At 59.0% G+C, this 20,203-nt stretch carries 21 protein-coding genes and 1 other RNA gene; 6 read left to right on the top strand and 16 right to left on the bottom strand.

The window, feature by feature from the left end; genetic code table 11:
- Positions 1-2: 2 nt before the first annotated feature.
- From mraY to rsmI, 9 genes are all read right to left on the bottom strand, one after another.
- Positions 3-1,085, bottom strand: a complete 1,083-nt coding sequence (mraY, locus tag BLR20_RS18370) for a phospho-N-acetylmuramoyl-pentapeptide-transferase (RefSeq protein ID WP_003313553.1) — start codon at positions 1,083-1,085, stop codon at positions 3-5.
- Positions 1,085-2,455, bottom strand: a complete 1,371-nt coding sequence (locus BLR20_RS18375) for a UDP-N-acetylmuramoyl-tripeptide--D-alanyl-D-alanine ligase (protein WP_032615185.1) — start codon at positions 2,453-2,455, stop codon at positions 1,085-1,087. Before BLR20_RS18375 ends, mraY begins: the two co-directional genes overlap by 1 nt.
- On the bottom strand, positions 2,448-3,911 hold the full coding sequence (locus tag BLR20_RS18380) for a UDP-N-acetylmuramoyl-L-alanyl-D-glutamate--2,6-diaminopimelate ligase (RefSeq protein ID WP_032615183.1): 1,464 nt from the start codon (positions 3,909-3,911) through the stop codon (positions 2,448-2,450). The genes BLR20_RS18375 and BLR20_RS18380 overlap by 8 nt, the downstream gene beginning before the upstream one ends.
- Positions 3,911-5,638: a peptidoglycan D,D-transpeptidase FtsI family protein gene (locus BLR20_RS18385; protein ID WP_010427469.1), complete on the bottom strand. Its 1,728-nt coding sequence runs from the start codon at positions 5,636-5,638 to the stop codon at positions 3,911-3,913. The genes BLR20_RS18380 and BLR20_RS18385 overlap by 1 nt, the downstream gene beginning before the upstream one ends.
- The gene (gene ftsL, locus BLR20_RS18390) at positions 5,638-5,931 is read right to left on the bottom strand and encodes a cell division protein FtsL (protein ID WP_002555053.1); all 294 of its coding nucleotides are present in this window, start codon (positions 5,929-5,931) and stop codon (positions 5,638-5,640) included. Before ftsL ends, BLR20_RS18385 begins: the two co-directional genes overlap by 1 nt.
- Positions 5,928-6,869 (bottom strand): 16S rRNA (cytosine(1402)-N(4))-methyltransferase RsmH, encoded by a 942-nt coding sequence (rsmH, locus tag BLR20_RS18395; protein ID WP_010427471.1) that lies wholly within the window; start codon positions 6,867-6,869, stop codon positions 5,928-5,930. The genes ftsL and rsmH overlap by 4 nt, the downstream gene beginning before the upstream one ends.
- A gap of 2 nt (positions 6,870-6,871) precedes the next feature.
- Positions 6,872-7,327, bottom strand: a complete 456-nt coding sequence (gene mraZ / locus BLR20_RS18400; RefSeq protein WP_002555055.1) for a division/cell wall cluster transcriptional repressor MraZ — start codon at positions 7,325-7,327, stop codon at positions 6,872-6,874.
- Between the two features lie 307 nt (positions 7,328-7,634).
- Positions 7,635-7,992, bottom strand: an RNA gene (gene rnpB, locus BLR20_RS18405) — RNase P RNA component class A.
- Between the two features lie 86 nt (positions 7,993-8,078).
- Entirely contained in the window at positions 8,079-8,948 is an 870-nt protein-coding gene (rsmI, locus tag BLR20_RS18410) for a 16S rRNA (cytidine(1402)-2'-O)-methyltransferase (protein ID WP_025990803.1), read from the bottom strand.
- A 280-nt stretch (positions 8,949-9,228) separates the two neighbouring features.
- On the opposite strand from rsmI, the gene BLR20_RS18415 reads away from it, so the two are divergent.
- The 4 genes from BLR20_RS18415 (at position 9,229) to BLR20_RS18430 (ending at position 12,745) form a co-directional block, all read left to right on the top strand.
- Positions 9,229-11,043: a penicillin-binding protein activator gene (locus BLR20_RS18415; RefSeq protein ID WP_074594926.1), complete on the top strand. Its 1,815-nt coding sequence runs from the start codon at positions 9,229-9,231 to the stop codon at positions 11,041-11,043.
- Positions 11,040-11,414, top strand: a complete 375-nt coding sequence (locus BLR20_RS18420; protein ID WP_202907605.1) for a YraN family protein — start codon at positions 11,040-11,042, stop codon at positions 11,412-11,414. The genes BLR20_RS18415 and BLR20_RS18420 overlap by 4 nt, the downstream gene beginning before the upstream one ends.
- Before the next feature lie 162 nt (positions 11,415-11,576).
- A complete protein-coding gene (locus BLR20_RS18425) occupies positions 11,577-12,170 on the top strand; it encodes a phosphoheptose isomerase (protein ID WP_003418801.1) in 594 nt (197 codons plus the stop codon).
- Complete coding sequence (locus BLR20_RS18430) at positions 12,167-12,745, top strand: BON domain-containing protein (protein ID WP_010427481.1); 579 nt, start codon at positions 12,167-12,169, stop codon at positions 12,743-12,745. Before BLR20_RS18425 ends, BLR20_RS18430 begins: the two co-directional genes overlap by 4 nt.
- A 60-nt stretch (positions 12,746-12,805) precedes the next feature.
- Here the strand turns inward: BLR20_RS18430 and BLR20_RS18435 are convergent, their stop codons facing one another.
- The 4 genes from BLR20_RS18435 to rplM all read right to left on the bottom strand — a co-directional run bounded on the left by BLR20_RS18435 (position 12,806) and on the right by rplM (position 14,977).
- Positions 12,806-13,225: a ClpXP protease specificity-enhancing factor gene (locus BLR20_RS18435; protein WP_003313571.1), complete on the bottom strand. Its 420-nt coding sequence runs from the start codon at positions 13,223-13,225 to the stop codon at positions 12,806-12,808.
- 17 nt (positions 13,226-13,242) lie between these two features.
- Positions 13,243-13,860 carry a glutathione S-transferase N-terminal domain-containing protein gene (locus tag BLR20_RS18440; protein ID WP_010427484.1) on the bottom strand — a complete coding sequence of 206 codons (618 nt, stop codon included), beginning with the start codon at positions 13,858-13,860 and terminating at the stop codon, positions 13,243-13,245.
- Between the two features lie 281 nt (positions 13,861-14,141).
- Positions 14,142-14,534 (bottom strand): 30S ribosomal protein S9, encoded by a 393-nt coding sequence (gene rpsI, locus BLR20_RS18445; protein ID WP_002555064.1) that lies wholly within the window; start codon positions 14,532-14,534, stop codon positions 14,142-14,144.
- A 14-nt stretch (positions 14,535-14,548) separates the two neighbouring features.
- Positions 14,549-14,977 (bottom strand): 50S ribosomal protein L13, encoded by a 429-nt coding sequence (gene rplM, locus BLR20_RS18450; RefSeq protein WP_002555065.1) that lies wholly within the window; start codon positions 14,975-14,977, stop codon positions 14,549-14,551.
- Between the two features lie 494 nt (positions 14,978-15,471).
- On the opposite strand from rplM, the gene BLR20_RS18455 reads away from it, so the two are divergent.
- The gene (locus BLR20_RS18455) at positions 15,472-16,377 is read left to right on the top strand and encodes a GlxA family transcriptional regulator (RefSeq protein WP_162091520.1); all 906 of its coding nucleotides are present in this window, start codon (positions 15,472-15,474) and stop codon (positions 16,375-16,377) included.
- Positions 16,378-16,435: 58 nt separating this feature from the next.
- Here BLR20_RS18455 and zapE read toward each other — a convergent pair whose 3' ends face one another.
- From zapE to BLR20_RS18470, 3 genes are all read right to left on the bottom strand, one after another.
- The gene (gene zapE / locus BLR20_RS18460) at positions 16,436-17,530 is read right to left on the bottom strand and encodes a cell division protein ZapE (RefSeq protein ID WP_054992564.1); all 1,095 of its coding nucleotides are present in this window, start codon (positions 17,528-17,530) and stop codon (positions 16,436-16,438) included.
- Positions 17,531-17,592: 62 nt separating this feature from the next.
- Complete coding sequence (locus tag BLR20_RS18465) at positions 17,593-18,942, bottom strand: tryptophan--tRNA ligase (protein ID WP_054992565.1); 1,350 nt, start codon at positions 18,940-18,942, stop codon at positions 17,593-17,595.
- Between the two features lie 39 nt (positions 18,943-18,981).
- On the bottom strand, positions 18,982-19,611 hold the full coding sequence (locus BLR20_RS18470) for an alpha/beta hydrolase (protein WP_054992566.1): 630 nt from the start codon (positions 19,609-19,611) through the stop codon (positions 18,982-18,984).
- A gap of 145 nt (positions 19,612-19,756) precedes the next feature.
- Here BLR20_RS18470 and BLR20_RS18475 point away from each other — a divergent pair, with 145 nt between their 5' ends.
- Positions 19,757-20,200, top strand: coding sequence for a Z-ring associated ZapG family protein (locus tag BLR20_RS18475; RefSeq protein ID WP_010427491.1), 444 nt, complete (start codon positions 19,757-19,759; stop codon positions 20,198-20,200).
- Positions 20,201-20,203: the final 3 nt, after the last annotated feature.

Here is a 20,203-nt window from a genome sequence, read left to right on the forward strand (position 1 = left end):
TTCTACCTCAGTTTCAGCGTGGCAAGGCCAATGAGCACCAGAATCACGGTGATGATCCAGAAACGGACGATCACACGTGGCTCGGGCCAGCCTTTGAGTTCAAAGTGGTGATGGATCGGCGCCATGCGGAATACGCGGCGGCCGGTAAGTTTGAAAGACGCAACCTGAATGACCACTGAAAGGGTTTCCATCACGAACACACCGCCCATGATGAACAGGACCATTTCCTGACGAACGATCACCGCCATGGTGCCTAGGGCTGCGCCGAGTGCCAGAGCACCGACGTCGCCCATGAATACTTGCGCCGGGTACGTGTTGAACCAGAGGAACCCCAGCCCCGCGCCAATCAGCGCGCCAGAGAACACAATCAGCTCGCCCGCCCCCGGCACGTAGGGAATCAGCAGGTATTCAGCAAATTTCACGTTGCCCGACAGGTAGCAGAAAATGCCCAGGGCACCGCCAACCATCACCGTCGGCATGATCGCCAGACCGTCCAGCCCGTCAGTCAGGTTGACTGCGTTGCTGGAGCCGACGATCACGAAATAGGTCAGCACGATGAAACCGATACCCAGCGGGATGCGCACATCCTTGAGCATCGGCACGATCAGCGTGGTTTCAGTCGCCGACGGTGCAGTCGTATAAAGGAAGATCGCCGCGCAGAGGCCGAACACCGACTGCCAGAAATACTTCCAGCGACTTGGCAGGCCCCGGGAATTCTTTTCGATCACCTTGCGGTAGTCATCGACCCAGCCGATGGCACCGAACAGGAAGGTCACCAGCAACACAACCCACACGTAACGATTGCTCAGGTCAGCCCACAGCAGCGTACTGATACCAATGGACGACAGGATCAGCGCGCCGCCCATGGTCGGCGTGCCCGATTTGGACAGGTGCGACTGCGGACCGTCGTTGCGCACCGACTGACCGATCTGGCGCATCTGCAGGGTGCGGATCATCCACGGCCCCAGGCACAGCGACAGCGTCAGTGCGGTGAGCACGCCAAGGATCCCGCGCAATGACAGGTACTGAAAGACCGCGAAGCCTTTGTAGAACTGTTGTAAAAACTCGGCCAACAGCAGCAGCATTAATGTTTCTCCAGGCTAGAACCGCACAAGGCAGCCACGACGTGTTCCATCGCGGCGCTACGCGAGCCCTTGATCAGTAAAGTGGTATCAGGGTCCTGCTCGGCGCCCAGCGCCGCGATCAGTTCAGCCTGACTGGCAAAGTGGTAAGCATGCTCACCGAAAGCGCTGACGGCGTGAGTCATCAACGGGCCGACGGCATACAGCGCCGAGACTTTGCCAGCGGCATAGGCACCGACCTCGCGATGGCCCTGCTCGGCCCAGTCGCCGAGCTCGCCGATATCGCCCAGCACCAGTACGGTACGACCGGTGAAGCCGGTGAGGATGTCGACGGCCGCGTTGATCGAGGCAGGGTTGGCGTTGTAGGTATCATCGATGACGCGCGTGCCATTGCTGGCGATTTGCGCCACGGCACGGCCCTTGACCGGCTGCACGTTGTTCAGCCCGGTGACGATCCCTTCCAGCGGCACACCCATTGCGCAGCCGGCAGCCGCAGCGGCCAGGGCGTTGGACACATTGTGCGTGCCAAGCAGGTTCAACTGAACCCGGGCAGTGCCTAGCGGGCTGTTGATGATGAAGCCCGGGCAGCCACGTGCATCACGGCTAAGTTCGCTGGCGTACACATCGGCCGTAGAGTCGCTGAGTGCGAAGGTCAGGACATTGCGATTGCCGGCGCGCTTGCGCCAGATCGGGAACGCCTTGTCTTCCAGGTTCAATACTGCCGTGCCGCCAGCATCGAGACCTTCCAGAATCTCGCCCTTGGCTTCGACAATCCGGTCCGGGCCGCCAAACTCGCCAACATGGGCGGTTCCGGCGTTGGTGATCATGGCAACGTGCGGCTTGGCGAGGCTCACGGTGTAGGCAATCTCGCCAACCCGCGACGCACCCAGCTCGATCACAGCAGACGTATATTCGGGAGCCAGTTCCAGCAGGGTCAGCGGAACGCCCAATTCATTGTTCAGGTTGCCTCGGGTCGCCAGCACAGGCCCGCGCGTGCGCAGGATGCTCGCGAGCATCTCCTTGACCGTGGTTTTGCCACTGGATCCGGTGACGGCGGCAACCGGCCGGTCCAGGAATGCATTGCGGTTCATGGCACCCAACTGGGCAAGAGCCTTGCGCGTGTCCAGCACGACCAGTTGCGGCAAGACGGCGCCCTGCACTTCGCGCTCGACCAGAGCACCGACCGCACCTTTGGCAGCCACTTGATCAAGGTATTCATGACCGTCGAAGCGCGGGCCGGTCAGGGCCACGAACAGCTGGCCAGGCTCGATACCCCGGCTGTCGGTGCTGACGCCGGCAAAGCTGCAGTCGCCGCCGACCAGACGGGCGTCGAGTGGCACAACCAGTTCGCTGAAGGTCATTGGCTTAAGCATTCGCAGGCTCCCATACAGCAAGCGCGCTGGCGGCTTCTTGCAAATCGGAGAACGGCTGCCGCTGACCGTTGATTTCCTGGTAGTCCTCGTGGCCCTTGCCGGCAAGCACTACCACGTCATCGGCATTGGCGCCGGCAATCAGCTCGGCAATGGCCTGACCGCGACCTTCGACAAAACGCACCTTGTCCACAGCAACGAAACCAGGGCGTATATCGTCAAAAATACTGGCGGGCGATTCGGAGCGCGGATTGTCATCAGTGACCCACACACCGTCGGCCAGACGCTCGACCACTTCAGCCATCAGCGGACGCTTGCCACGGTCACGGTCACCGCCGCAGCCGAACAGGCACAACAAGCGACCCTTGGCGTGCGGGCGCAGAGCTTCGAGCACTTTTTCCAGCGCGTCCGGGGTGTGTGCGTAATCCACCACCACCAGAGGCTTTTCGGCACCACCCAGACGCTGCATGCGTCCGACCGGGCCTTCGAGTTTCGGCAGCGCCTTGAGAATTTCGTCCAGCGCGTAATCCAGGCCCAGCAACGCGCCGACCGCAGCCAGGACGTTGCTCAAGTTGAAACGGCCCAGCAGGCTGCTGCGCAGGAAGTGCTCGCCTTGAGGCGTGACCAGCGTGGCGCGCACGCCATCGTCGTCGAACTTCGCATCGCGGCAATACAGGTAGGCCGAGCTGTCCAGCTGGCTATAGGTGATCAGGCGCGACTCTTGTTTGATAGCGGCCAGTTCACGACCGAAGTCATCATCCAGGTTGATCACCCGGCATTTCAGATCGGACCATGCGAACAGCTTTGCCTTGGCGGCAGCGTATGCCTCCATGGTGCCGTGATAATCCAGATGGTCACGGGACAGATTGGTCAGCACCGCCACATCAAACGCCAGCGCCGTAGCGCGTCCCTGATCGAGACCGTGGGAGGAGACTTCCATCGCCACTGCGCGCGCGCCGGCCTTTCTCAGGTCGGTCAGCGTCGCCTGCACGGCAATCGGATCGGGCGTAGTGTGGCGGCCGCTTTGCAGCGAGCCGTAGAAACCGGTGCCCAAGGTGCCGACGATCCCGCAGCGTTGCCCGAGAACATCAAGCGCCTGGGCCACCAGCTGGGTCACGCTGGTCTTGCCGTTGGTGCCGGTAACGCCCACCAGATTCAGACTGCGGCTAGGATCGCCATAGAAGCGACCGGCGATAGCGGACAATTGCGCGGCGAGCCCCTTGACCGGGATCAGCGGCACGTCGGTGATCGGCAGAACGATCGACCCTTCGACTTCATAGGCTACGGCAGCTGCGCCACGCTTGAGTGCGTCGGCGATATGCGCGCGGCCATCGACCTTGATCCCCGGCACTGCCAGAAACAGGTCGCCCGGACGCACATTGCGACTGTCGAGCGTCAACTCGCGAATCAGCGCGTCGCGGTCGGTGTGAGCGAAAAGCTTGCTCAGATTAAAGGCCATCAACCACGCCCTCCTTTGGCTGCCGGTGCGGCGTTGACTTGTTCAGGTGGCGCAAGGTTGTCAGGCGTCACGTTCATCAGACGCAACGTGCCGGACATGACCTTGCTGAATACCGGGGCCGAAACCAGACCACCGTAGTAACCACCCTTGCTCGGCTCGTCGATGACAACCACGATGGCGTAGCGCGGGTTGCTCATCGGGCCGAAACCGGCGAACAGGGAACGATAGGAGTTTTCCGCGTAGCCCTTGGTACCGATGGACGTCTTGCGCGCCGTACCACTCTTGCCACCGACGTGATAGGACGGCACTCGGGCGCGATAGACGCCGCGCGGGTCCTCGATAACCTGCTGCAGCATGCCCTGCAGGGTCTTGGCGGTTTTCTCCGGAATGGCCTGGGTCGATTCCGGCTCTTTATCTGTTTTCAGGATGGTCAACGGCACAATGCGGCCGTTGTTGGCCAACGCCCCATAGGCATGCACCAGCTGCAAGGCAGTAACCGACAGACCGTAGCCATAAGACAGCGTGGCGGTTTCGGCCTTGCGCCATTCGCGGTAGTTGGGCAGATTGCCGACGCGCTCGCCAGGGAAGCCGAGACCGGTGTACTGACCGAAACCGACGCGCTGCATGGCACGGAAGATCGCCTCACCGCCAACATCGAAAGCAACCTTGCTCATGCCGACGTTACTGGAGTTGATCAGAATGCCGGTCAGATCGAGGATCGGGCCTTCGGTCTTGGTCACGTCACGAATCGTGTATTTGCCGATCTGCAGGGTGCCTGGATAAACCTCGACCTTGTCGGTGGGCTTCCAGCGGCCACTGTCCAGCGCTGCGGTCATGGAGATCGGCTTCATGGTCGAACCGGGTTCGAACACGTCGATGATTGCCCGATTGCGCATGGCGGCAGGTACCATGGTGCGGCGGTTATTCGGGTTGTAGGTCGGCTGGTTGACCATCGCCAGAACCTCACCGGTCTTGACGTCCATGATCACCATGCTGCCGGCCTTGGCCTCGTTCTCGACGATGGCATTGCGCAGTTCACGGGTCGCCAGGTATTGCAGGCGCAGGTCAATAGACAAAGCCAAGGTCTTTCCGGCCTTGGCATTCTTGGTGACCTGAACATCCTTGATCAGTCGGCCACGCCGGTCCTTGATGACCTGACGCTTGCCGGGCACACCGGCGAGCCAGTCGTCATACGCCAGCTCGACACCTTCCCGACCATGGTCGTCAAGGTCGGTAAAGCCGACCATGTGCGCAGTGACATCACCGGCCGGATAAAAACGACGGAATTCCTCGATGCCGTAGACACCGGGCACTTTCAAGTCGATGACCGACTGACCCTGCTCTGGCGTCAGGCCACGAACCAGGTAGATGAATTCCTTGTTCGCCTGCGAGTCCAGACGCTCGGTCAATGCCTTGAGATCCTGGCCCAGCGCGGCTGCCAGCATCGGCCACTTGGACTTGTCCTGCTGCATTTCACGCGGGTTGGCCCACAGCGTCGTCACCGGAGTACTGACGGCCAGCGGCTCGCCGTTACGGTCGGTGATCAGGCCACGGTGCGCCGGAATGGGGATGTGCCGAAGGCTGCGTGCATCGCCCTGCTCCTTGAGAAAGGTATGGTCGATAACCTGCAGGTCGACGATGCGCCAGCAAATCGCGAGCACAAGGGACACCAGCAGCCCTACGACTACGCGAAAACGCCACGGATAAAGAGCACCATCAAGCTTCATCATGGCGCCACCATCCGTACTTCGGCAGCGCTCGGGATGCGCATCTTCAGTTGTTCGGTGGCCAGGTTCTCGATGCGGCTGTGTGCAGTCCAGGTGCTCTGTTCAAGAATCAGCCGACCCCACTCTGCCTGCGCCTTGTCGCGCACACTCATTTCCGAATACAGCGAGTTGAGCAGTTGACGATTCCAATGTGCGCTATAGGAAACGCCAATCGCCGAAATCAGGACAGCAATAAACAGCAGCAGCATAATGAAGCTGCCGCCGGGCAGAGGCTTCAGAAACAGACGGCTCACCTGAGCTTCTCCGCTACACGCATGACAGCGCTGCGCGAACGCGGGTTTGCTTTGGTTTCGACATCCGAGGCGAACTGGGCCTTGCCGTGAATTTTGATTTTCGGTTCGAACGGTTTGAACTGGATCGGCAGATTGCGCGGCATGTTGTCGGCTTCGCCCTTGGCGAGCTTGCGCATGAACAGTTTGACGATGCGGTCTTCCAGCGAGTGAAAGCTGATGACGACCAGACGGCCACCCACTTCCAGCGCATCCAGTGCGGCTTCGAGGCCGGCTTCCAGATCGCCCAATTCGTTGTTTACGTGAATACGCAGGCCCTGAAAGGCACGCGTTGCAGGATTCTTGCCCTTTTCCCAGGCAGGGTTGGCGACCTTGAGTACTTCTGCCAGATCGGCGGTGCGCTCGAAAGGCTGGACTTCGCGACGCGCGACGACCGCGTTGGCCATGCGCTTGGCAAAGCGCTCTTCGCCGTATTCCTTGAAGACGCGGGCAATTTCCTCAGCCGGTGCAGTCGCGATGAACTGGGCAGCGCTTACGCCACGGGTAGGGTCCATGCGCATGTCCAGAGGACCGTCGTTCATGAAGCTGAAACCGCGCTCGGGATCATCCAGCTGCGGGGACGACACACCCAGATCCAGCAGGATGCCACTGACCTTGCCCGCCAGACCGCGTTCCTGAGCCTCGGATCCCAATTCGGCAAAGCTGCGCTGCACAATGACAAAGCGGCCGTCTTCGGCCGCTAGCGCTTGCCCGGTGGCAATCGCTTGAGGATCCTTGTCGAATCCCAGAAGCCGACCATCGGGGCCCAGCTGGCTGAGTATCAGACGGCTATGCCCGCCACGTCCGAACGTGCCATCCAGATAGCAGCCATCGGCGCGCACCGCGAGAGCCTCCACGGCTTCTTCGAGCAGCACGGTGATGTGGGTAAAGCCGCTATTCATAGTCACAGGATCAAATCACGTAATTCGTCGGGCATCGCGCCAGGTTTTTGAATGGCAGCCAGGTCAGCATCAGCAAGAGCATTCCAGGCGTCCTCGTCCCACAGTTGAAACTTGTTGAGCTGGCCCACCAGCATTACGCGCTTATCCAGCCTGGCGTACTCGCGCAGGCGCGGCGGTACCAGAAAACGCCCACTCCCGTCGAGTTCCAGATCGACAGCATTACCAATCAGAAGCCTTTGCAGGCGGCGGTTCTCTTCCCGAAACGTCGCCAGATCACGAAGTTTTGCTTCTATCAGCTCCCATTCGGAAAGCGGATAAAGGCAAAGGCATGGATCAACGGCATCAATGGTCACGATAAGTTGGCCGGCGCTACGCGAATCCAACTCGTCACGGTACCGGCTCGGCATAGCGAGACGGCCCTTGGCATCGAGATTGATCGCATTGGCACCACGGAACACAGGCGCATTCTCCGAATATTAGCTTTTTGCGCTAAAAAAACCCACTTCGTGCCACTTTCTGCCACTTGCGCACACTATAGGAACGCGCCCACCACACCGTCAAGGCACGGTCTTAAGGAAAACCCTTACATTTCGGAGATTTAGGAGAGGTATTGAGGATAAAAAGGTAATTTTGCGAAGGATCTGACGGATAAATCCCACACAACTCAAATCGTTGCGATTCAAAGTTAATGTGATTTATGAGCTGTAAGATTTTTTTGGTATTACGGAAGGGTTTTGCTGCTTGAAACGAAGGGGGAAGAAAAAGGTGGAGAGTCGATCTGTAAGCCGGGTTCTGTCGAGAACAGTCATTCCTCTACGACGGCCATCACTGGACGTCTTTAGCAACCTACCCGGTTCCAGCGCGGGCCACGCCTAGGAACCCTATTTGGTCTTGCTCCGAGTGGGGTTTACCTTGCCACGAACTGTTACCAGACGTGCGGTGCGCTCTTACCGCACCTTTTCACCCTTACCGGCACCGAAGTGCTTAGGCGGTTATTTTCTGTGGCACTTTCCGTAGGCTCACGCCTCCCAGGCGTTACCTGGCACTCCGCCCTATGGAGCCCGGACTTTCCTCCCCCCCTTGTTGCGGAACAACAAGAGGCAGCGACTGTCCAATCGACTCTCCGCCGACAAGGTTAGCGGCACATGCCATCAAGAACAAGCTTTAATAGCATTGTGTGGCTCGCTCGCCCCTTTCAAAAGCAGCCTGTTACCCCTTCTGCTTCTCCAGCGCCACCTGGTACAGCAGGTTCTTGCGTACGCCGGTTATTTCAGCAGCTAACGCTGCGGCGCGCTTGAGCGGCATCTCCGCAAGCAGCAAATCCAGCACCCGACGCGCTTCCTCGCCAATGACATCCTCGTCATCCGGCGGCGTCCAGCCAGCCACCAGCACCACGCACTCTCCGCGCTGCTGATTACTGTCGGATTCGACGAATGCCCGCAGCTCACCCAAAGGCAGACCCTTGAGGGTTTCGAAAGTTTTGGTTATTTCACGCGCCAGCAGCGCCTTACGGTCAGCACCGAAGACCAGCTCCATATCCTGCAGGCACTCCAGGATGCGGTGCGGCGCCTCGTAATAGATCAACGTGCGCGGCTCTTCCCTGACACCCTCGAGCCTGGCCTTGCGACCCGCGGATTTGGCCGGAAGAAAGCCCTCGAAAATGAATCGATCCGACGGCAGCCCGGCTGCAGAAAGAGCCGCAATCAAGGCACACGCCCCCGGCACCGGTACGACCTGCACACCCGCGGCACGCGCCTGACGAACAAGGTGATAACCGGGATCGGAGATCAATGGCGTGCCCGCATCGGAAATCAGCGCGACGTCGTCACCGGCCAGCAGACGTGTAATGAACCGACTACCCTCATCACGTTCGTTATGTTCGTGACAGGCGGCCAATGGCGTCGGGATGCCGAAGTGCTGCATCAGCCGCGCGGAATGGCGAGTGTCTTCAGCCGCAATCAGCGCGACCTCACGCAGCACCTTCAAGGCTCGCACACTCATGTCGTCCAGATTGCCGATAGGAGTCGCCACTACATAAAGCGAACCCGGAGTGGAATTCGAAACAACCGGAACAGTCAAAACGCAAACCTCGCAGGTTAAAACAGGTGCTTGGAAAAAATGCATTGTACAGGCTGCGGCCCGGCGGAACGGTTCGCGCGTCAGGATGCCGACAAAAAAGGAATGAAAACATGTTCAGACCCGAGCAAGAAGCGCGGCGCCCCTCCCGAATTGAACGATTTGGCCGCCAGATGACCTTAAAGCGACTGATATCACGGCTTTAAATACCTTCGACATCGCACCCTGGCCAGCGCTTGGGTACAATCCCCCGTTAATTCGCTCGAGTTTCAGGAACATACCAATGATCGCTTGTCTGCGGCTGCTCTCTGCCCTCTGCCTCGCTGCCCTCCTCGCAGCCTGTGCCAGCTCGCCCTCGTCCAGCCTTGGCGAGCTGCCTCGAACCCCGGATGCCAGCATCGAGCAATTGCTCGAGCAGGCCGCCAGCGCCAAAACACCCGAGCAGGCCGCAACGCTGCGCTTGAGTGCTGCCGATCTGGCAAGCCGCCAGAATGACGCAGGACGCGCCGCGCAAATCCTCGGACAGGTGCAAATCGATCAACTCAAGCCCGGGCTGCAGGTTTTCGCCAGCACACTGTCCGCTGAGCTGGCGATGGGCCGCAATCAGCCCAAGGCAGCGCTGACCGCCTTGAATCATCCGAGCATGCAGCGCTTGGGCGAACTGTCGGTCGAGCAACAGATTCGTACTCACATGGTCAAGGCACGCGCCCTTGAAGCCGATGGCCAGGCGCTCGCAGCCGCCAATGAACGTGTTTACGCAGGCCCGCTGCTGCAAGGCGCAGACGTCAACGCCAACAATGACGCGATCTGGACACTGGTCTCCGCCCTGCCTGCCGAGCAGCTGCAGAGCACCGCCACTGACGATATGGGCGGCTGGCTGAATTTGGCTCGCTCGGTCAAGGGCGCAGGCACGCTTGAGCAGCAACAGGCTGCCATCGACAGCTGGAAAGCGCAGAATCCGAAACATCCTGCTGCAGTGCAACTGCCAACCGCCCTCGCGCAGTTGCGTGCACTGACCAGCGAGCCGATCACCAAAATTGCTCTGCTGCTGCCGCAGGATGGTCAACTGGCCGCAGTCGCCAAGGCATTGCGCGAAGGTTTCATGGCCGCGCACTTCCAGGCTCAGCAGGCAGGACAGAATCCTCCAGCCATCCAGGTCTTCGACAGCTCGCGAATCACCTCGATGGACGAGTTCTACCGTCAGGCTCAGGCCGCTGGCGTGCAACTGGTTGTCGGTCCGCTGGAAAAGAACCTCGTTAAACAGCTGAACAGCCGCCAGCAGTTGCCGATCACCACCCTGGCATTGAACTACAGCGACACCAGCAATGAAGGCCCGGCTCAGCTGTACCAATTCGGCCTGGCCGCAGAAGACGAAGCACGCGAGGTTGCACGTCGCGCCTGGGCGGACGGCAAGCGCAGCGCCGTTGCGATGGTTCCGAAAGGTGAATGGGGCGACCGCGTGCTGGATGCCTTCCGCAAGAGCTGGCAAGCCAAGGGCGGCACGCTGATCGCTGCAGAGCATGTCGATCAGCCTGTAGAACTGGCACAGCAGGTCGCCGACCTGTTCCAGTTGCGTAACAGCGAAGGCCGCGCCCAGCGCCTGCAAAGCACCGCCGGCACCCAGGTCGCCGCTCAGCCAAGTCGTCGCCAGGACATCGACTTCATGTTCCTCGCCGCTACCCCGCAGCAAGCACAGCAGATCAAACCCACCATGGTCTTTCAGTACGCGGGTGACGTTCCGGTCTACGCCACTTCGCACCTGTTCACCAACAGCAACGATCACGCTCAATATATGGACCTGAATGGCGTGCGCTTCTGCGAAACGCCATGGCTACTGAACGCCGAAGACCCGCTGCGCCAGCAGGTCACCGCGCAATGGCCACAGGCTGCAGGCAGCCTGGGTCGCCTGTATGCAATGGGCATCGACGCCTATCGCCTGGCCCCCCGCCTCGCTCAGCTAAAGGCGATGCCTGACAGCCGCATCGACGGACTGTCCGGCAGCCTCAGCCTGAATCCTGGTCGTCGCGTCGAACGCCAGCTGCCATGGGCTGAGTTCGTCGACGGCAAGATCCAGCGTCTGCCGGACACCGCGCCCTGATGCAACGCAGCACCCGCCAGCAAGCAGGGCGCGAGGCTGAAGCCGTCGCCCTGCAGTTTTTGCAACAACAGGGGCTGCGCCTGATTGAACAAAACTGGTTATGCAAACGCGGCGAGCTTGATCTAGTCATGCTTGACGGCGATACAGTAGTATTCGTCGAAGTTCGCTACCGGCGCCATTCAGGATGGGGCGGCGCCATGGAGAGCGTCGATTTTCGCAAGCAGGGGAAACTCGTCACGGCCGCACAGCTTTTTCTGCAGCAAGCGACGACTTGGGCCAATCATCCCTGTCGTTTCGACGTGATCGCCATTGAAGGCGAGCCCGGCAATGCCGCACCGCTGAATTGGATCAAGAGCGCTTTTGACAGCTGACCTGGCGCAGCAGTGCGACTCGGATCATGGCCAGTAACACGCTTATACCCTCACCGATTTCGCTATTTGTTTTGCCGGCTGCACACCTTGTGTGCCGGATAGCTCCCGGGAGAACCCGGCGCATCCGTCCCGCCGCCGTACGCTCTAATTAAGGTCACATTGATGGACATGCAATCCCGAATTCGCCGGCTGTTCCAGGCCAGCATCGAAACCAAGCAACAGGCGATGGAAGTCCTTGCACCCTTTATCGAGCAAGCCAGTCAGGTCATGGTCAATGCCCTGCTCAACGAGGGCAAGATGCTCGCGTGCGGCAACGGCGGATCGGCTGGCGATGCACAGCACTTTTCCTCGGAATTGCTCAACCGCTTCGAGCGTGAGCGGCCGAGCCTGCCGGCGATTGCACTGACCACCGACAGCTCGACGATCACCTCGATCGCCAACGATTACAGCTACAACGAAATCTTCTCCAAACAGATCCGCGCACTGGGTCAGCCAGGCGACGTGTTGCTGGCCATTTCCACCAGCGGCAACTCGGCGAATATTATTCAAGCCATCCAGGCCGCACATGATCGCGAAATGATTGTCGTAGCATTGACGGGACGCGACGGTGGCGGCATGGCCTCCCTGCTATTGCCGGAGGATGTGGAGATCCGCGTACCCGCCAATGTCACGGCACGCATACAAGAAGTCCATCTGCTGGCGATCCATTGCCTTTGCGATTTGATCGACAGCCAACTGTTCGGGAGTGAAGAATGACCCCTAATCGTCTCAGCCTATTGGTTCTGACACTGTGCCTCAGCGTCACCGGATGCAGTTCGGTGATCACGGCCACTCGCGAAAAGCCGATCGAAGATGATCGCGGCACGCGCACCTTCGGCAGCAAGATCGACGACTCGCTGATCGAAACCAAGGCAGCCGTCAATATCTCCAAGGCCAGCCCTGACCTCGCAGAGGGCTCACACATCGTCGTGACCAGCTTCAACGGCATCGTACTGCTGGCTGGACAGACGCCGCGTGCCGACCTCAAGGCCATGGCCGAACAGGCCGCCAGCGCGGTTCAGCGCGTCAAGAAGGTCAACAACGAACTGCAGGTGATGGCGCCCTCCTCACTGCTGGCGCGCAACAACGACGCCTGGCTGACGACCAAGGTCAAAAGCCAGATGATCGCTGACGCATCCATCCCCGGCTCGCGCATCAAAGTGGTGACCGAAAACGGCATCGTGTTCCTGCTGGGCCTGGTGACACAGGACGAAGCCAATCGCGCTACCAACCTGGTACAGGGCGTATCCGGTGTACAGAAGATCGTCAAACTCTTCGAGTACATCGACTGACGGGTAACCGACAGGCATGAAAAAGGCGATCCGAAGATCGCCTTTTTTATTGCCCGTCTTTTACTTGACGACCTTCAGACTCGGCCTGCCACTCGGACGTGGCGGTTCGCTGTCTGGCGGAGGCGTATCGTCTTCGATTTCGATCTCGATTTCTTCGCCCTCTTCCATGGAAGGCTCCAGATCGAAAACCATGCCCTGACCGTTCTCGCGGGCATAAATACCCAGGATGGCAGCGACAGGCACATACAGCGTGTGCGGCACACCGCCGAAGCGGCCTTCGAAACTGACCGCCTCGTTATCCATATGCAGATGACGCACGGCACTTGGCGAAACATTCAGGACAATCTGCCCGTCATTGGCAAACCCTTGCGGGACCTGCACCGACGGGTAATCCGCATTGACCAGCACATGCGGGGTGCAATCGTTATCGACGATCCACTCGTAGAGAGCACGAACAAGATAAGGGCGACTGGAGTTCATTAACGGCTCCTTAAGCCTTAGCGCATTTCACGTTCGGCAGCAGACAGACTCGCCTGAAAAGCCTCACGCGCAAATTGGCGCTCCATGTAATCAAGCAACGGCTTGGCAGGCCGCGGCAATTCAATACCCAAAATTGGCAAACGCCAGAGTATGGGGAGTAGACAGCAGTCAACGAGACTTAGCTCGTCACTCATGAAAAAAGCTTTTTCCGCGAACAGCGGGGAAACCCCGGCCAGACTCTCGCGAAGCTCCTTGCGCGCCTGAACACGAGCAGGCTCTTTGCTGCGCGTATCCAGGATCAGGTCGACAAGGCCGCACCAGTCTCTCTGGATACGATGAATCAGCAAACGGCTGTTGGCACGGGCAACCGGATAGACGGGCAGCAGAGGCGGATGCGGATAGCGCTCATCCAGATACTCCATCACCACGGACGACTCGTACAACGCCAGGTCACGATCGACGAGGGTCGGCACACTGCCGTATGGATTTACTTCGATCAGCTGCGGCGGATGACGACCTGCCACCACTTCAATGATTTCGGCGCTGACACCTTTCTCGGCGAGCACAATGCGTACGCGATGAGAATAGTGGTCGGCGGGGTCGGAGTAACAGGCCAACCGGTTGGTCACGCCCATGGCGATCCTCCTCGCTTGTTAAAATTTATCGGACAGACGAACGAACGCGCCTCAAGGGCGCATCCGATAATGAACGCAACAGGACAGGTGTTCGTCGCGGGCCACAAGATAGCTCATTTACGCGATGTAAATTCCGTAATCTTCGTCGACAGGCGGATAAATTTCACAATATCGACGTAAAACGAGCAACACGAAAACATCCTGACAGTAAAAATCACGCCCATAAAAAAACGCCCAGCCCCGCAAAGGGATGGACGTTCTTTCTTTGAACGAAGAGCGTATTAACGCTTCGAGTACTGCGGACGCTTACGCGCTTTACGCAGACCGACTTTCTTACGTTCAACTTCACGAGCATCGCGAGTCACGAAGCCTGCTTTACGCAGAGCGCCACGCAGTGTCTCGTCGTACTGCATCAGAGCGCGAGTGATACCGTGGCGGATTGCGCCAGCCTGACCACTTACACCACCACCGATAACGGTGACGTAGATGTCGAACTTTTCAACTGTCTCGGTCAGTTCCAGCGGCTGACGAACTACCATGCGGGCAGTCTCGCGGCCGAAGAAATTGTCCAGGGAGCGGTTGTTGATCGAGATGTTACCAGTACCCGGACGCAGGAAAACGCGAGCGGTTGCGGTCTTGCGACGGCCAGTGCCGTAATTTTGAGTCGCCGACATAATGAACTATTCCGTTAAAACTTCAGTTCTTGGGGCTGCTGAGCAGTATGAGGGTGTACAGCGCCCGCATAGACTTTCAGCTTACGATACATGTCGCGACCCAGCGGGTTCTTAGGCAGCATGCCTTTGACCGCGGTCTCGATCACGCGCTCAGGAGCTTTGGCGATCAGCTTTTCGAAGTTGATCGACTTGATCCCGCCCGGAAAACCGGAGTGTGAGTAGTAGATCTTGTCGGTGGTCTTGGCACCAGTAACGCGGATCTGCTCGGCATTGATCACGACGATGTAGTCGCCGGTATCAACGTGCGGAGTGTATTCCGGTTTGTGCTTGCCACGCAGACGGCTCGCGATTTCGGTGGCCAGACGACCCAGGGTCTGACCAGCAGCGTCGACGACGAACCAGTCGCGCTTAACTGTTTCCGGTTTAGCAGTAAAAGTTTTCATTCTTTATAGCCTCAGGGGCCGCCCTGAAAATTAGACGGCGGATCTTACTGAATAGTGCGTACTTTGACAAGTCAAAGGCAGCCGGAAACAGACGCTATCGGGGGCTCGGGTCAGCGCGTCCGTTATACGGCAAGATTCTTCGGCAGACGGCGCATCACTTCCACTGCAAAGAGCTGGCGGATTATACAGACTGTAAAAATAACCTCAACCGGATTTTTTGTTCACATTCTGTTTATTGCCTGCGGGGCGTGGATTGGCGGATATTTAGCCACTTAGCACAAAGCCATCATAGGCGCTCCCTCAGGGAGCCCTACGTAACGAGGCTGGACAGTTTTGGCAAAAAATAAGACGATCCAGCCGTTGCTTGACCATTTACCCATATAAGAATAACGATTATGCCGATCCAACACGCCACTCTTCTGCGCCGCGTAAGCATCCTGACCACGGACAAGATGTTCGCCTCGACCGTCATGCAGGCCAAGGACTTCTTCCACCTGGCCAGCCTGCGCTACAGCAAGCAACTGGGCCATGGCCTGGTGCCCGCCTTCGAAACGCGCCTGGTAAGCCCGGACGGGCTTTCTGTCAGCAGCTTCAGCGATGTCACCCTGCCAGTCGACGGTGCGCTGTGCCAGAGCGACATCATCGTCATTCCAGCCTTCTGGGACGACTTTGAAACCCTCTGCCAGCGCTACCCACAGATTCTACCCTGGCTGCGCGAGCAGCACGCCAACGGTGCCGTACTCTGCGCCGAAGCCACCGGCGTTTACTGGCTCGCCGAGGCGGGCTTGCTGGACGGCAAGGAGGCGACGACCTACTGGCGCTTTTTCAGCGCATTTGCCGAGCGTTATCCCAAGGTTCTGCTCAATCAGGAAAAGCACCTGACCGATGCCGACAACGTGTATTGCGCGGGCGGCACGACCTCAGCCTGCGATCTCTACATTTATCTGATCGAGCGCTTCTGCGGCGCCAATGTCGCCCAGGCCGTAGCCCGCGACATCCTCTATGAAGTGCGTCGCACCTACTCGCCGGGGCGAATCGGCTTTGGCGGCCAGAAGCTTCATCAGGACGTGGTCATTCTGCAGATTCAGCATTGGCTGGAAGAGCACTTCTCCGACAAGTTCCGCTTTGAAGACGTGGCCCGCGAGCACGGCATGAGCATCCGCAACTTCATGCGCCGCTTTCAGACCGCCACAGGCGACAAGCCACTGCATTACCTGCAAAGGCTGCGGATCGAAACGGCGAAGGGATTGCTCTCGGGGACGCGCAAGAGCATCAAGACCATCAGCTACGAAGTGGGCTACGACGATGCCAGCTTCTTTGCCCGACTGTTCCGTCAGCACACCGAGCTGTCACCCAATCAGTATCGGCAACAGTTCGAAGGTCATAAAGAGAGGCTTTGAGAGGCAAGCGGCAGCCTGGGCGAGCTTCAGGCTGTTGGCCTGAAGCTCGCCACTGCTGCTAGGGCTTGTGCGCCCGCGAGAGGAATTCGTGGGATTGCATTTCCAGCAGACGGCTGAGGGTGCGCTGGAACTCGAACATCAACCTGCCACCGGTGTACAGGTCCTTCAACTCAACCTCGGCCGAGATGATCAGCTTGACGTTGCGATCGTAGAACTCGTCGACCATGTTTATGAAGCGTCGGGCGATGTCGTCAGTGGCGACGTCCATCTGCTCGACGCCGCTGATCAGCACGGCATGGAAGATCTTGCCCAGCTCGATGTAGTCGTTCTGACTGCGCGGGCCGTCGCACAACTCGCGGAAGTCGAACCAGGCCACATCGTCACAGGTGCGCAGCGCACGGATCTCGCGGTTTTCGATCATCAACACATCGTTTTCGATGGTTTCTGCACAATCCGGAGTCAGTGCCTTGAAGCTTTTACGCAGGCTTTCCTGCGCCACTTCGTTGAGCGGGAAGTGGAACAGTTCGGCCTGCTCCAGGTGACGCAGACGGTAATCAACGCCACTGTCGACGTTGACGATGTCGGTGTTCTGGTTGATCAGCGCGATGGCCGGCAGGAAACGCGCCCGCTGCAGGCCGTCCTTGTACAGGCCGTCCGGAACGATGTTGGAAGTGGCCACCAGCGTTACGCCGTTCTTGAACAGCTCTTCCATCAGCGTGCCGAGGATCATGGCATCGGTGATGTCGGAGACGAAAAATTCGTCGAAACAGATGACCCGCGCCTCATCGGAAAAACGCCTGGCGATGATCGTCAGCGGGTTTTTCTCGCCCTTGAGGGTCTTCATCTCTTCGTGCACGCGCTTCATGAAGCGGTGGAAGTGCGTACGGACCTTGTCCTGAAACGGCAGTGCGTCGAAGAACGTATCGACCAGATACGTCTTGCCGCGGCCTACGCCACCCCAAAAGTACAGCCCCTTGACCAGCGTCTGCTCTTTCTTGCCGAACAGTTTGCCGAACAGGCCGGGCTTGCTGTCGTGAGCGGCGATCAGATCGTCGTACAGGCGCTGCAGATGACGCACAGCGTTTTCCTGCGCGGCATCGTGAAAGAAGTCCGGGCGTTTCAGATCAGCTTGATATCGTTCTAGGGGCGTCATAATTCGTTAGCAAGGCAACAAAAACGGGTCGTCACTGTAGCGACGACCCCGGGGATTGGCAATCAGTCCTGTTGGGGAGCGAGCGCCAGCTTGAGAGTTTCGATGGCACTGTCGCGCGCGGCAGCGTCGGCAAATACCGGACTGTCCGCCACACAGGCGCCGTCCAGCCACAGCGTGAAGCGATCGTCTGCGCTGCGCAGGTCCAGTTCGCCGCCCTGCTGCAACTGCTTGCTGACCACGCCGGCTGCCTTGCCATCGGCAAAATTGCGCGACAACAGCAACTGCTCGCCATCGGCTGCCAGCAGACGGAAACGGAAGCTGCCGTCGTCTTCACGGAAGCTGACGAAACGAGCGCCTTTGCTGGCCTTTTTCTTGCTGGTGTCGGCGTTCTGCACCACGGTACGGAACGACCGCAGGCCCACCGCCTCGCGCAACTCCTCGAGGAACGGCGTGGCGACACGCCGGGCTTTCTGCGCGCCGGCGAGCAGGATGTCTTCGAGATCGGCAGGACGCTCGATGAGCCCCAGATACTTTTCACGAGGTTCGCTCAACTGCGCGTCCAGCAACGTGAACAGACGATTCTTGGCTTCACCCCAACCCAGGCCCTGCAACAGGTCGGAGCGGAATTCGGCGCACTGCTCGGCCGTCGAGAAGGCCTGATACAGGGTAAACAGGTGCGACGTGTCGGGATCTTTCGCTTCGCCCGGCGCACGCGAGTCGGTGACGATGCGCGATATAGCGCCCTTCATGTCCTTGGCACCGCTGAACAACGGGATGGTGTTGTCGTAGCTCTTGGACATCTTGCGACCGTCCAGACCTGGCAACGTGGCCACACTCTCTTCGATCAATGCCTCGGGCATGACAAAGAATTCCTTGCCATTGCCGAACAGGTGATTGAAACGCTGGCCTATGTCGCGGGCCATTTCAACGTGCTGAATCTGGTCGCGCCCCACCGGAACCTGATGCGCATTGAACATCAGGATGTCGGCAGCCATCAGCACCGGGTAGCTGTACAGCCCCATGGTGATGCCTGCATCCGGGTCTTCGCCACCTTCCACGTTCTTGTCCACCGAAGCCTTGTAGGCGTGGGCGCGATTGAGCAGGCCCTTGGCCGCGACGCAGGTGAGCAGCCAGGTCAGCTCCGGGATTTCGGGGATGTCCGACTGGCGATAGAAGGTCACACGATCAACGTCCAGACCCGCTGCCAGCCAGGTCGCGGCGATTTCCAGACGCGAGCGCTGAATGCGCAGCGGGTCATCGCATTTGATCAGCGCGTGGTAGTCGGCCAGAAAGTAGAACGAGTCGAAATCGCTCTGACGGCTGGCGACAATGGCCGGGCGAATGGCGCCCGCGTAATTGCCCAGATGGGGAGTGCCGGTGGTCGTGATACCGGTCAGGATACGAGTGGTCATGGCAGGTCGCTTATCAATAGGATGCAATACGGGCTGCAATCAGCTGGAAAGTCGCGGCAGGAGCAGATCTTTCAGATCAGTCAGCTTGCCGTGAAAAAAGTGTCCGCATTCTGCCACTTTCAGCAGCTCATGGGGACGTTGCAACGCGGCGGACCATGCATAGACCGTCTCGGGATCAATCACTTCGTCGTTCTCCGGCTGAATGATCGTCAGCGGGCAAGCCTGGGGCAGTACGCTTTGATCATTGAGGCGCGACGCCGCAGCCGCAATCAGAAACAGATGCGTGAGCTTTTCACCCTGCGCTTCCAGCCGGCCACCCAGGTTTGCAGCAACGTAGCCGCCAAAGGAAAATCCGAACAGGGTCATCGGGAGGTCAGGATGTTGCGCCCGCAGCCATTGGGCGGCAGCCTGGGCATCATCAATCTCGCCCGGTCCGGCCACCGACGTACCGGCACTGGCGCCGACGCCGCGATAATTGAAGCGTAACGTGATCAAACCCTGATCCCGTGCGGTACGCTGCAACGTCGAGACGACTTTATTGAGCATCGTTCCGCCCTGTATCGGGTTAGGATGACAGATCAGTGCAACACCTCGGGCGTCGGTGACGTCCTGATACAGCGCTTCGAGCTGGCCTTCAGGGCCATCGATAAATAATGGGGTTTCACGCATGAGCAAAACAGAACTCCGTGACCTCGAAATGGGTCGACTCGTCTAGCTGATTGTCTGCGGCATGCATATCAACGATACGTCGCGGGTATACAGCGCAGGTTCGAGCCGTTAACGTAAAGCAAAGCCGTTTATAGAGGAAGGACTCGTGGAACACTCGCTCTTAGTCTGGTTGTTGCCGACGCTCGCCCTGGTGGCCGGTGTCGTCATTGGTTTTCTGGTGGCACGCCTGCTGCCCAACACCGTTCCGAACAGCACCCAGCGCCAGCTGGATGACATTCAGGAACGTTTCGACACCTATCAGAACGAGGTAGTCACGCACTTCAACAGCACGGCCAATCTGGTACAAAAGCTTTCACAGAGCTATCAGGATGTTCAGGAACACCTTGCCGAGGGTGCCAACCGTCTGGCTCTCGACGAACTGACCCGCCAACGCCTGCTGGCCGCCCTGCACCCTGAGGCCAATCATGCGCACCGCGACCATCGCGATCGCCTGACTCCGCCGCGTGATACCGAGACACCGAAGGATTACGCGCCCAAGTCGCCTAACTCCCCGGGCATGCTGGATGAGCATTACGGCTTGAAAAAGTAAGCT

Source organism: Pseudomonas congelans (assembly GCF_900103225.1).
In the GTDB taxonomy this organism is placed as follows: Bacteria; Pseudomonadota; Gammaproteobacteria; order Pseudomonadales; family Pseudomonadaceae; genus Aquipseudomonas; species Aquipseudomonas congelans.

Coding starts and splice junctions, on each gene's coding strand:
- mraY (WP_003313553.1), bottom strand. CDS start 1,085: ATGCTGCTGCTGTTGGCCGAGTTTTTACAACAGTTCTACAAAGGCTTC.
- BLR20_RS18375 (WP_032615185.1), bottom strand. CDS start 2,455: ATGCTTAAGCCAATGACCTTCAGCGAACTGGTTGTGCCACTCGACGCC.
- BLR20_RS18380 (WP_032615183.1), bottom strand. CDS start 3,911: ATGGCCTTTAATCTGAGCAAGCTTTTCGCTCACACCGACCGCGACGCG.
- BLR20_RS18385 (WP_010427469.1), bottom strand. CDS start 5,638: ATGAAGCTTGATGGTGCTCTTTATCCGTGGCGTTTTCGCGTAGTCGTA.
- rsmH (WP_010427471.1), bottom strand. CDS start 6,869: ATGAATAGCGGCTTTACCCACATCACCGTGCTGCTCGAAGAAGCCGTG.
- BLR20_RS18415 (WP_074594926.1), top strand. CDS start 9,229: ATGATCGCTTGTCTGCGGCTGCTCTCTGCCCTCTGCCTCGCTGCCCTC.
- BLR20_RS18425 (WP_003418801.1), top strand. CDS start 11,577: ATGGACATGCAATCCCGAATTCGCCGGCTGTTCCAGGCCAGCATCGAA.
- BLR20_RS18430 (WP_010427481.1), top strand. CDS start 12,167: ATGACCCCTAATCGTCTCAGCCTATTGGTTCTGACACTGTGCCTCAGC.
- BLR20_RS18435 (WP_003313571.1), bottom strand. CDS start 13,225: ATGAACTCCAGTCGCCCTTATCTTGTTCGTGCTCTCTACGAGTGGATC.
- BLR20_RS18440 (WP_010427484.1), bottom strand. CDS start 13,860: ATGGGCGTGACCAACCGGTTGGCCTGTTACTCCGACCCCGCCGACCAC.
- rpsI (WP_002555064.1), bottom strand. CDS start 14,534: ATGTCGGCGACTCAAAATTACGGCACTGGCCGTCGCAAGACCGCAACC.
- rplM (WP_002555065.1), bottom strand. CDS start 14,977: ATGAAAACTTTTACTGCTAAACCGGAAACAGTTAAGCGCGACTGGTTC.
- zapE (WP_054992564.1), bottom strand. CDS start 17,530: ATGACGCCCCTAGAACGATATCAAGCTGATCTGAAACGCCCGGACTTC.
- BLR20_RS18465 (WP_054992565.1), bottom strand. CDS start 18,942: ATGACCACTCGTATCCTGACCGGTATCACGACCACCGGCACTCCCCAT.
- BLR20_RS18470 (WP_054992566.1), bottom strand. CDS start 19,611: ATGCGTGAAACCCCATTATTTATCGATGGCCCTGAAGGCCAGCTCGAA.